Genomic DNA, 12,749 nt, shown 5'->3' with positions numbered 1-12,749 from the left:
TCAAACGATTAATTGACACTTATGTCTTTTTAAGTGTTAATAAGACATTTCAACAAAAATCAAATGTGCCAAATTTGGGTTGGCTAAAATTTTTCCGTGCCAGTGTTTGTCTTTAAGATATTTCTGTTATGTCTTGTTAAATTGCGCTTCTATTGAACCAAATGCTGTAAGTTTGGGTCATTCTTAATGCGTTCAATTTCGTTTTTAACAACATTCAGGATGTCTGATTTTATCTGCTTGTAATTACTCTCAATTTCCTGCTTCATTTTATCCTCGCCCTGCTCATTTACAAAAGACAAGATTTGCGGTATCTTTTGATAGGCTTCGGTTTCGGTAGCTACCTTTTCATTATCTACTACTATTTCAGCGTGAAATATCTTTTGCTCGATACGTTCATCGAAGTTATCCGATACAGAACCGACAAACATACCTTGTGTCAATGTTGAGATTTTGGATGCAGGTATCAGACTATCCAATTGCGTAGAAATAGAAGTTGATTTATCATTTCGGTTAATGGTCAAACTCTGGCGTTTTTGCAATACTTTTCCGAACCGTTCCGAAAGGCTTTTTGCCGTTTCGCCAACAACCTGACCACTAAAAATATTACCTACAGTATTTTGGATAACTTTAGCTTCCTTGTCTCCGTAATCCCGTATCAATTGAGAGAAATCCTGAAAGCCCAGACAAACTGCTACTTTATTGCTACGGGCGGTTGCAATAAGGTTATCCAGCCCTCTGAAGTAGATTGTTGGCAACTCATCTATGATAACCGAACTTTTTAATTGCCCTTTTTTGTTGATGAGCTTTACAATTCTGGAATTGTACAATCCCAATGCTGCGGAGTAGATGTTTTGTCGGTCGGGATTGTTTCCTACACAAAGTATTTTTGGTTCTTTTGGATTGTTGATGTCTAAAGAAAAATCATCGCCTGTCATTACCCAGTACAATTGTGGAGAGATCATTCTTGACAACGGAATTTTAGCCGATGCTATTTGTCCTTGCAACTGGTCTTGTGCGCCACTTTGCCACGCATCCATAAAGGGCGATAGGTAGTTTTCTAAATCAGGATATGATGTCAAAATAGTAAATACGTCCGAATACTTTTTGTTCAGTAATTCAATAGCGTGAGGAAATGTACAATACTTGCCATCCTCATAGATTTTCAGATACCAAATAATAGCAGCCAAAAGAATAATTGGGCTTTCCACGAAAAAATCCCCTTGCTTTTGTATCCACGACCTGTTGAGGTTTAGCATTATGGTATATGCTGCTTCGTAAGCATCTGAAATGTCCGTCATAAAGTCGGGATTGAGTGGATTGCAACGGTGGCTCTTACGTGGGTCGTCAAAGTTAATGACGTAAAATTTGGGCTGAACTTTGTACTTATCCCGATGCTTTAGTAAATGATTGTAGGCAATGGTTGAAAGGTCATCAAACTTGAAATCGTAGATGTACATACTGAAGCCTTTCTCTATCTGTTGCTTGATGTAATTGTTTACGATTGCATACGATTTTCCGGAACCCGGAGTACCCAACACGATTGATGCCCTGAAAGGATTTACGATGTTTATCCAACCGTTGTTCCATTTTCCTTTGTAGTAAAATTTGGTGGTAGGTTAACGGAATATTCATTTTCCATCAGCTTTGTTTCTTGCTGAAAGCTCTCGTTCTCATTATTAAAAACATCATCCATTAGGTTAGTACGGAGCAATCGGCTCATCCATACGCCTGCCATCAACAAGGCGATATACCCTAATGAGATAGTAAGGATATACAGAAATGTGCCTATTACCGGGGATAGCTTTAACAACGGTGTGTTCAGGAAGAATAGCACAAAGCCAACACCCAAAGCCACATAAATTTTAGACCAGGTTATCTTCTCATTCTTTACGCCCTTTGTTCCTAAGCAACTCAAAGCCAACAAAACCAAAGCGAATACTTTGGTATATAAGGTATGTGAAAACAAGCCCGCCGTTCTGTCGAAATTGCCTAGTATCTTGTTGATTACTTCCAACGTCCAGCCGCGTTCTAAAAAGAAACCGTAACAAAACCAATAAAGGTGCATCAGCACCAAAAGAATACTGACTGCCCGCATAAAAGCCATTATCTTGGCAAGCCCTCTTAAATCGTCTTCTCCCTGCATTATTTTAAGTTTTAATGTTCGGGCGTGAATTTAAAAGCTCTATGGAGTGGCTATAAGAATGTGGCGGTCAATGGCTGTGCGTGGCTGTGTTTTGTAAATTCCGGTGATATTGACCACCCAATTTCAATTCAAAGTGACCAGGTAATTTCGGTTTAAATTGACCACCCTTAATTTTGATAAAAACTCTTGTTTTTCATGTGTCAATTAGTATTCAAATATAATAAATAATTACTCCCTGTTAACTCCTCTCTTTTTTCTCATAGATTCGCCCTGGAGTTCCAGGCGGTGAGACTGATGGATAAGTCTGTCCAGAATAGCATCAGCAATGGTCTTTTCACCAATAATGTCATACCAGCCCTGCACCGGGATCTGCGATGTTACAATGATGGATCCGTTGTTGTGACGGTCTTCTATGATCTCCAGAAGGGTTATCCTGTTGGCACTATCCAAAGCCTGAAGACCAAAATCATCAAGGATGATCACATCCTGTCTTTGTATTTTTGCTAGTTCGCGCAGGTATGACCCGTCTGCTTTTGCCATTTTTAATTTGGCAAACAGCTTGGAAGTATTAAAATAACTGACCTTGAAGCCTTCGATACAGGCCTGGTAGCCCAACGCAGTTCCCAGGTAACTTTTACCCACACCTGTACTTCCTGTGATCAGGATGTTCTCATTTTTTTCTACGAACTCACATCCTGCAAGACGCATTACCAGATTACGGTCGAGATTGCGGGTGTCATCGAAGTTGACACTTTCAATACTGGACTTGTAATGGAACTTTGCATTTTTGATGCTTCGCTCTATGCGCCTGTTGTGCCTCTCATCCCATTCGGCATCGATGAGCATCGATACAAACTGGTCGAGGGTATAATGGTCTGTCCTTCCGCTTTCAATAGCGGTCTTAAAGGCATTGTGCATGCCGTAAAGCTTCATTTGCTTCATTTTGCTCACTGTCGGTTCGTTCATAACTGTTGGTATTAATGATAATATTGTTTTCCTCTGATGTTGCCGTGATCAGGCAGCTCCTGCTCCTTTTCTTCTTTTTCCGGATCGATCATCTGATCCAGATTGTTCTCCAATATCTTCTGCACGGTCTTAAAGCTGTAGATCTTAAAATCCAATGCCCGTTTACAGGCACCAATCAATCGTTCCCTGCCTACTTTTTTTTCGAAGTTCAGGATTCCCAGGCAGCTTTTGTAAGCCTGCTCGGGATGATTCCGACTGTCGATAATTTGGAGGATATATTCTCCCACTGCAGTATCAATACTGTTGGCCCAATCGATAAAGCGGGCAGCACTCCATCCAGCAACGAACTGGTGGGTGCTGGCTAAATGTTCTGTAATGGTCGTGTAGACATAAGGCTTGTAATTGCGTCTGTGCATCGCGATTCTGTTGTATTTGTAGTAGATCTCCACGGTGGAAGATGTATATAGGATCTTGATCTTCTTCTTGATATACTGGTAAGGAACACTGTAGTAGTTCTTATCCCGGCTCAACTGTACGTGCCCGTTCTGCATCACTGTTGCAAAGGATTGGTACCTGATCTCAAAACGACGCTCGGGCAGTGGGCGCAGCTGCTGCTTCTCGTCCTCTAAGAACAGCTCGTAGCGGGAGTAAGGACGTCCTGTGAGCTTGCGTTTGTTATGGGAGTCCAACAGATCCCAGATCTCACTATTTAGTTCATCCAGGCCGCAGGATCCCTGTTGAAGGTTGGCGTAGATTCTTCTGTACAGGATCTTTACCGCTCCCTCTACCAAGGATTTATCTCTCGGCTTGTAAGCCCTGGCAGGCAGGATGGTCGTTTCATAATGTTCAGCCAGATCGGCAAGGGTCTCGTTGATGGTGGGTTCAAAACGGCTGCTTTTGATCACTGCGGATTTTAAATTATCAGGAACGATCGCTGCTGGTGTGCCTTCAAAAAAGCGGATGGCATTTTCTACAGATCGTATAAAATCTTCCTTCTGCTGGCTCATAGAGGCTTCAGCATACGTGTACTGGCTTGCTCCCAGAATAGCTACAAAAAACTGAACTTCTTTAAGCTCCCCGCTTTCCTTATCAATAATGGAGAGTGTTTTTCCTGCATAATCGACGTACATCTTATCACCGGATTTGTGATTCATATGCATCACCGGGTTCACACGCTTGCCCCAAATCTTGTAATGATGCCGGAACTGTGAACTCTGAAAACCATCAGGATGCAGTACAAGATATTGCTCCCACATATGATGGATAGTGATTCCTACCTTTTTGAGCTCACGTTCCATCTTTGGGAAAAAATCGTACAGGGACTGTAGTTTGGGGCTGATGGACTCCACGGTGGTATTGGAAAACAAAAGTTCCAGCTCGGCATCTGTCTTGGCATTGATCGCATCAAGGTTTAAGCCCAGAATCTCGTATAACGAGATGTATTTCTTAACGGTATTTCTGGAAAGGGATAAATAGCTGCTTATAAATAACTTGCTCTTTCCATTGCTGTAGAATTTTATGACTTTTCTAATTTTACTCATGTCTGTTATTTTATTTGCCATGATCCGCTTTTTTTAACGAATGTATGACGCTAACATCATGAAAAAATCAAGTCGTTTTTATCTCAAATATAACCCAGATAACAGGTGGTCATTTTGGACCGGAAAGTGGTGGTCACTTTGCTCCGAAATCAGTGGTCAATTTACTCCGAAATTAGGTGGTCAATTTGACCGTCTTTTCCACGTTAAATCAAATAAAGTAATAGGGAATTTAAAACCTGAAAACACTTATAAAGTCAAAGTAAAATATTCGATTAATTATTTACAGCGTAGGCATAAAGTTGACAAAGATAGTTTGGAACATATTGAGACAATTTATTTAAACAGCGTTTTAGATAAAGAGTTAATGGAGGATGCCTATAATAACTTGAAAAAAGTTATAAAAAAGGAAGAAATGAAAATGACTGACATTACAGGGCTTAAATTTTTAGCAAGATGGCAGGAAGAAATTCAAAAGAGTTATGAAAAAACCTCGAATTTCAAGAATTTTCCGAAAGGATATCCTAAAGTTATTACCTCAGAATAATGCTGAATGTTTGGTGTGTTTTTTCTTAATCATGTTTTTTGACAGAATACTTTGCTGAATGTTTGAAGTTTTTTTGCTGAATGTTTGGTGTGCAATTGCTGAATGTTTGGTGTAAAGTATAACTTTTTCTTAAAATGTGTTAAAATATTTAATAGTTTGCTGAATGTTTGAGGTATAACTCAATATTTTTAGAACCGTTCCAATGCTATGAATACAAAAGGCTTACAGCTTCCCGTAAAAGTGATTTTTTTGTGCTGAATGTTTGGTGTGATAATTAGCCTTTTTTGCTGAATGTTTGAAGTGTATTTGCTGAATGTATGAAGTTTATTTGCTGAATGTATGGTGTCAAAAAACCTGTGAAACCCCATAAATAAAGGCTTTGCGACACTCCTAAAAGTTATATATAAAGACATTTTAAAGTTTAATATAAAAGGAAAGTTAGTGTATAGATATAAAAAGTCATAGATAATTTAAAAAAGTCCAAAGAGATAATAAACTTTATCTTAAATCGAGAGATTTTTTTTTAGTTAGGGGTCAGTCGACGAAAAGTAAAAAAAACAGGGTTAAGGATAAAATCTATCATATTTTTTGCTTTGAATAGATTTTATATATTAATCAGAAATTTTTGTTAATACCTAACACTATATGGCGTGGCAACAGTCTTTGTGTGTATAAACTCTCACTTATATTATTTATTGAGTATCTCTGAATACTGTTTGAATTTAAAAGATTATTGCCCTGAATAAAAATACTCATATTATACTTCTTTAAAGTATAGTTCGCTTTAATATCCCAAAACTGAGTAGTTTTTTGAGCTGTATTTCCAAATTTATAATATTCTACAAGAGACTCAATCCTAAACTGTGAATTTATAGTAAAATAAAGGTTCAAAAAACCTTTTTGATCTATGTATTTGTTAGAATTCACTTTCGAAGAAATAGTATTGAATGCCCATTCATAACCGCATTCATAGTTAATAAATTTTGTCCAGCCTGATTTCATTTCAAAAGCTGCCTTCCAATTGATAAATTTAGTTTTTATTAAAGGTTGATTATTTACACTATTTTCATAGCCCGATTGCATATAAGAGCTTAAAATACTCAATCTTGATCTTATAGGCTTTAAGTATTTTCTTAATTCTAAGCTTGCAGATAAATTGCTATTATTCTTTACCAAAATTGTTTGATTAAAAGTGTAATTAGGATTTACAATCATATTATTAGACAAATAATCTCCACTTTTGAAAAAATTAATATTGAAATTAAGATATTGAGACATTTGCTCTCCCACGTTGTAGCTAAATCCTAAATTACAATCTTGCAAAACAGCAAAATTTACATTGCTCTGTTTAAAGTTTCTGTTTCCCTGATAGATATAGTTAGTATAAACATCGTTGATACTGACTGTGGAAAATTTCCTTCCTGCATTCAAATTAAAATTTCCTATTTTTCTGTTTTGGTAACCAATATTTGCTAACGGAGAAACATAGAAACCATTCTGTTTATTTTGATTTAAATCAGAATGAATCATTTGATTTAAAATGGTAAAACCATAGCTCCAATTTTTTACTTTTTTGTTATATTTAATCTGAGCAAAAACATTATTCTGAACATAATCTGTATGATTAATAAACTCTGATTTATCAAAACTTATCGCTTCATTATTTGAATTAAAAATATGAAGGTTTGAGCTTAAAAAATCTTTTCTGAACTCGTTTCCTAACTGTAATTCCAGGCTGTGTTCTTCTGCATACTTTTTAAGATAAGAAAGTTTTAATCCCCCAAAATTCATTTTAGAATCAATAATCTGATTTATTTTTTGAGCATCAGGATTGTTTAGTATTTGAGAAAAAACATCATTTTCATCAGTAAAATCATATGGCCGGTTTTGAAAAATATATCTTGCTACTGCTACTAAAGCTTTGGATGAATCTATTTTCTTAGTGTAAGTCAATCTATTTTCGTTGGCAAAAAGTTCATTCTTTCCAATTTGATTATTCAACTGTTCATTAAAAAGAAAAATATTATTATTATTTTCATTTAAGGATGAAACTTTATTATAGAATTGTAAGTTTGAGTTATTTTTAAAGTCTTTTGAAAGTTCTACCTTCCCAACAATATTTCTGTTATTTTGCTTCCATATTTTATCCTCACTATTAATAAAATCTAAACCGTTAAAATTAAATTTATAAAAAGAATTGATATAGTTTCTATTTTCTATTTCATTAAAAATAGTTACAAACTTTAATTTCCAATCGGTTTTAAAATTATAAATATAATTAAGTGAAACTAACTTATCATTGTTAAAATTAGTGCGCTTATCATCAAACTGAAAGTTTTTTTGATGAAGATTAATTATTGATAGTGTGTTAATATTGGTTCCAACATTTTCAACATCATTATCCGAGCTTGGATTGGTTAAGTATTCTACACCCTTCATTTCATTTAAACCCAAATTATTGGCATTCAGAAGAAAATAGATTTTTTGTCTCTTTGTAAAGTTCATCAGATTGAGTTTTCCCTGTCGCATATCTTCTTTATAACTTGTAGAAGCTAACAAAACATTTCCAAACCACTTACCTTTGGCATCTTCTTTTAATGTAAGATTAAGGGCAATACTTTCTGAAGCTTCAATATTTTTGAGAAGCTTATTTTTTGAATAATTTTTAAGAACCTGAACTTTATCTAAAGGTTTGGAAGGCATATTTTGGGTAAGTGTCTGATAACCTCTTTCAAAAAGATCATCATTTTCTATCATCACCCTGGAAACCTCTTTATTTCCGAATTTTATTTTACCATCACTAAGAACAGTAATTCCCGGAAGTTTTTTTAAGAGATCTTCTACATTTTGCTCTGTTCCATTAGAAAAATTTTTAGCAGAATATTCTATAGTGTCTTTCTTAATCTTGATCGGCGAAGTTCTGCTAATAACTACTTCCTTTATTTCTTTTACTTTATCAGTCTCAAGAATAATGGTTTTAAAATTTTTGCTTTCACCTCTTTTAATTATAGAAACAGGGAATTTCTTAGAAAAATAGCCCATCGCAGAAATATTCAGATTAAAATTTCCGAATTTATCCGTATTAAGCAAAAAACTTCCGTCTTTATCACTAAAGACGAAAGTTATTATATTATCCTGTGAATCGGTAAGAATCACATTGGCTCTTGAAACCGCCTGTTTATTTTCTGACCATACTAAACCTTTTATCTCTGTTTGAGCAGAGATTTTAAGAAATAATATGATGAATAATAAACATAAATACTTCATTAAGGCTTTTTAGACTCTTCCCATTCGAAAGATTTTTCTATCTTAAAGTCTCTTTCTTTGGAAGAACTCACTACTATTGTTCCAGCTGGTCTATTTGCTTCAACTTTTGACTTAATATCTTTTAAGTAGTTATTTTCAATATTTATATATTCTTTATAATCAATGTACTTAGACTTTTCTTCAGGAAATGAGAAAAGAAGTTTAGAATTAATGTCAATTTTCTGTGGAAAATTTAATACAATCTTAGCAGCTTCATAGGTAAACAAGTTATCTTTATCTGAAACTTTTAAAATTACACCAGGTAATCCTCTAAACTTTAAAGGACCTAAATCAACTGGCAAATCGGTTGTAAAGTAAGCAATAAAATCTCTTCCTCTAAATTTCCCTAAAGCTTTATGACATTTATATCCTAAGATTATTTCCGTATCTTTCTGAATAATATTCCAATCAATTTTTTGATAGTTGTCTAACGTAAAAAGAATCTCCTTAGTAAAAGAATTATCTTTTATATAAAATTTTTTCTCATCCAGTGAATTTTTTATAATCTGGCTGCTCCTAATTTTTTCACTATTAGTCAAAAAATCATTCACTTCTTCCAAACTTCCTCTGTAGCTAAAAAAAATAGACCATTTATCTTGAAAAACAAGTATATTTTTTTCATAAATTTTTTCATTACCACCAGCATCATCTATGATTTTATTGTAAACAATAAAATTGTTCTGTGCTTTGAAAAAAACACAGAACAAAATCATAATAAATTTAATATATGCTGTCATTAATAATTTGCAGGGCAATCGCCAAATCCTGTCATCATTCTTGTTACTTTAATTAGTAACCCTCCTTCACCCGCTTCACTACAACCACTTCCATAAGCTTCGTATGATTCTTTAACTGTACCTACGTAATTTCCACAAGTATCGTATTGTCTTGTATGTGTTGCAATTGTACAAGAAAATAACACTCCATTCACATAGTTGTAGGTTGTAACTTGTTTTTTGTCTCCTTTTTCCTTCGTTACAACTTTTGTTTCCATTTTATGTTCAGAAACATTAGGTACTGAATTATTCGCTAAAGCAATCCCTGAAATTCCAACTGTTAAAAACAACGCTAAAATAGTTTTTTTCATAAATTTAATATTTAATGTTAGAATCCAAATATAGAAAAATAATTCATGCGAAAAAGATTTTTTTTCACTTTTTAATGTTCTACAACAAAGGGAGTTAACATAATATTAAAAGTTTATATTTGTCAATAATATTAATTTTAAGGTAAGTAATAATTATACTTTTCTTAGCGATCTAAACTCTCCTTTTTTAAGTTTGATACGTTCTTCCCAAACATAATCTCCGGTAAGGTGAATATGTTCCCATCCTAAAGGAGAAAGATATTGAAGTAACTCTTCATTAATCTCTTCGCCCTGTTCTTTCAGGTGCTGCACTGCTTTTTCAATATAAACAGTATTCCATAGAACAATAGCAGCAGTTACCAAATTAAGACCGCTTGCCTTATACCGTTGATTTTCAAAGCTCCGTTCTCTGACTTCTCCAAACCTGTTAAAATATACGGCTCTTGCCAAAGCATTTCTGGCTTCCCCTTTATTAAGTCCCGCAGTAACTCTCCGCCTAAGTTCCGGACTCATGTACCAGTCGAGCATAAATAAGGTTCTTTCAATTTTACCCAATTCCCGCAATGCTACTGCAAGTCCGTTTTGCCTTGGATAGCTTCCAATCTTCTTTACAATCAGTGAAGCCGTAACAGTTCCATTTTTTATGGAAGCAGCCAATCTTAGGATCTCATCCCAGTTTTGAATAATTTTTTTACTGTTAATTGTACCTCCTATATGTTCTGATAACGCAGAATAACCGGTAGATGCTTCAGGAATAAAAAGCTTCTTATCATTCAAATCTCTGATTCTTGGGGCAAATTTAAATCCCAATAACTGCATCAAAGCAAACACATGATCGGTAAACCCCGAAGTATCTGTATAATGTTCTTCTATCTGTACATCAGATTCATGATAGAGAAGCCCGTCCAAAACATAGGTTGCATCCCTTACTCCCACATTAATAACCTTGGTATGAAAAGGTGCGTATTGGTCGGAGACATGAGTGTAAAACTGAACTCCGGGACCGCTTCCATATTTAGGATTAATATTTCCGGTTCTTTGTGCATAGCTTCCGGTGGCAAAACGCTGACCGTCCGAAGAAGATGTTTTTCCTTCTCCCCAGTAAGAAGAAAATGGATGCGCGGATTGAACATTTATAATTTCCGCTAAAGCTGAAGAATACGTTTCATCGCGGATGTGCCACGCCTGAAGCCAGGAAAGTTTTGCGTAGGAAGTTCCCGGAGAAGCTTCCGACATTTTTCTTAAGCCTAAATTGATGGCATCTGACAGTATTACAGTGAGTAAAAAGTTTTTATCATTACTTTTATTTCCTGATTTCAAATGGGTGAATTGATCTGTGAAGCCCATCCACTGATCGACTTCTTTCAAAAGATCTGTGATTTTAATGAGAGGAAGCAAACTGTATATTTTTTTTCCTAAAACTTCAGCTTCTTCAGGAACTGTGTTTTCAAGAGGTTTAATCTTTATCCTGTCATTAATAATAGAAGAGTCCGGAAGTTCATTGCTTTCGATAAGTTTACAAACGATTTGTATTTTATTGGAAAGAAGTTCCATCCGTTCCGAAAGAAACTCTTCTACATTCAACGCTACGTCCAGAGGAACCCCATTCTGATCTCTCATTTCAGTAAATCTGTCTGAAGGAATAAGATAATCTTCAAAATCTTTGTACTGTCTTGAACCCTGTACCCAAAGATCTCCGGAACGCAGATGGTTCTTGAGTTCAGAAAATATACACAGTTCATAAAACTTTCGATCAATACCGTTCTCCGTAAATACAAGTTCTTCCCATCTTTTTCTTATAAAACTTGAGGGTAGCTTTTCCGGCAGTCTTTTTATTTTTCCTTCATATAAATCTATCAGAATATTTATTGCCTTTAGAATATCTTCTGCCACAGGAGCTGAACGGAGTTCCAATTCTTTCAAAAATTCTCCACCATATTTTTTGATCGTGAAATATTTATCGGATATAAAATAAAGTGAATCAAAATTTTGTTTAGCGGTTAAGTTCTTGGCTTCCAAAATACTTTGAGCCAGAGCTTCCCATGAAATAACCGATTCAACAGCATCGAAAGGATCTTCTCCAGTTTCTCTGGCATCAAGAAGTGCATTTCCAATTTTAAAAAATACACCGAGCTGTTCTCCCATGGATTTTCCGGATTCCTGCATTTTTTGAGCTTGTGTATTCTTGGCATATCTGAACAAAGAACCGATGATTTTATCATTCATTTCTATAATTTCATCGATAATAGAAGCTTTGGTTTCCAGAAGTATTGCGACTAAAGTTGCGTATCTCCGGGATTCTTCGAAATCCCTTAGATGTTGTGGTGTCATCTGCCTGCCTTCTCTGGCTATTTTCAACAACCGTGTTTGATGAATATCCTTACCAATATCTTTTGGAAGATCAATGTCTTTAATAGTTTTCAACCTCTTTATGTGCATCAATAAAAATTTTGAATTGACCGCCTGTGGGGATTGCTTCAGCCAATTTAGTTGACTGATGCTGCTTTTTTCCTGTAAGTTGAGAAGAGTATCTAATAACTGTTTTTGATGATTGGACAATACAGAACTCAGGGTATCATGAATTTGCTTTTCTGCATTAATTAAGGCTTCTGAGCATATTTTCTGTACAACAGATATTCTAGGTATCAATATTTTAGCATCTCTCAAAAATTTTACTAACTGCTGCGCAATTAATATTCCTTTATCTGTTTGTAAAGTAAATTTTGTTAAATTGAATAGAGAATCAGTATAGTAAGTTGAAGAGAAATTTTCATATCCATAGTTTTTTCTCAAAATATTTATATGATCCTGGCGAGTTTCAGCCAAATTATCATAATCCTTCCAGTGGCTTTTATCTATTTCTAGCTGATTACATAATAGATCCAATATTCTTTCATCTGGAATAAATACAGTAGGAATAATAATTCCGGGAAATTTCATGTAGCTAAGTAAAACTGATACTCTAATATGATTGGTTTTTCCTCTGCATGATGCCTTAATGAAAATTATATCGTCATCTGAAAGAGAATAGATCCTTATAAGTTCTTCTCCAGACTGAGGAATATTTATTAATGAAGTAAATTCTTGTTCTGTTATAGATTTTCTTAAAGCCATAAAATAACATTGTAAAAATGACCGTTTTCAATAAAGTTATAATTAAAT

7 protein-coding genes and 1 pseudogene are annotated in these 12,749 nt (G+C 34.8%); 1 reads left to right on the top strand and 7 read right to left on the bottom strand.

Going from position 1 to position 12,749, the window contains the following annotated elements:
* Positions 1–149: 149 nt before the first annotated feature.
* The 3 genes and pseudogenes from mobC to istA form a co-directional block, all read right to left on the bottom strand.
* Positions 150–2,143: pseudogene (gene mobC / locus IW16_RS25095) on the bottom strand (conjugal transfer protein MobC).
* Positions 2,144–2,371: 228 nt separating this feature from the next.
* A complete protein-coding gene (gene istB / locus IW16_RS25090) occupies positions 2,372–3,109 on the bottom strand; it encodes an IS21-like element helper ATPase IstB (RefSeq protein ID WP_034751516.1) in 738 nt (245 codons plus the stop codon).
* Between the two features lie 11 nt (positions 3,110–3,120).
* Positions 3,121–4,671: an IS21 family transposase gene (istA, locus tag IW16_RS25085; protein ID WP_034751512.1), complete on the bottom strand. Its 1,551-nt coding sequence runs from the start codon at positions 4,669–4,671 to the stop codon at positions 3,121–3,123.
* A gap of 37 nt (positions 4,672–4,708) precedes the next feature.
* Here istA and IW16_RS25080 point away from each other — a divergent pair, with 37 nt between their 5' ends.
* Positions 4,709–5,194 (top strand): hypothetical protein, encoded by a 486-nt coding sequence (locus IW16_RS25080; RefSeq protein WP_131327998.1) that lies wholly within the window; start codon positions 4,709–4,711, stop codon positions 5,192–5,194.
* Positions 5,195–5,809: 615 nt separating this feature from the next.
* On the opposite strand, the gene IW16_RS25075 is transcribed toward IW16_RS25080, so the two are convergent.
* The 4 genes from IW16_RS25075 to IW16_RS25060 form a co-directional block, all read right to left on the bottom strand.
* The gene (locus IW16_RS25075) at positions 5,810–8,461 is read right to left on the bottom strand and encodes a beta-sandwich domain-containing protein (RefSeq protein ID WP_034751506.1); all 2,652 of its coding nucleotides are present in this window, start codon (positions 8,459–8,461) and stop codon (positions 5,810–5,812) included.
* On the bottom strand, positions 8,461–9,237 hold the full coding sequence (locus tag IW16_RS25070) for a GLPGLI family protein (RefSeq protein ID WP_034751503.1): 777 nt from the start codon (positions 9,235–9,237) through the stop codon (positions 8,461–8,463). Before IW16_RS25070 ends, IW16_RS25075 begins: the two co-directional genes overlap by 1 nt.
* Positions 9,237–9,587, bottom strand: coding sequence for a hypothetical protein (locus IW16_RS25065; protein WP_034751501.1), 351 nt, complete (start codon positions 9,585–9,587; stop codon positions 9,237–9,239). Before IW16_RS25065 ends, IW16_RS25070 begins: the two co-directional genes overlap by 1 nt.
* Before the next feature lie 153 nt (positions 9,588–9,740).
* Positions 9,741–12,701: a Tn3 family transposase gene (locus tag IW16_RS25060; protein WP_034751498.1), complete on the bottom strand. Its 2,961-nt coding sequence runs from the start codon at positions 12,699–12,701 to the stop codon at positions 9,741–9,743.
* Positions 12,702–12,749 lie beyond the last annotated feature (48 nt).

The organism is Chryseobacterium vrystaatense, from assembly GCF_000737765.1.
Classification (GTDB): Bacteria; Bacteroidota; Bacteroidia; order Flavobacteriales; family Weeksellaceae; genus Chryseobacterium; species Chryseobacterium vrystaatense.
Note: the sequence above shows the minus strand (reverse complement) of the source record. Positions and strands in the feature narration are given on the sequence as shown.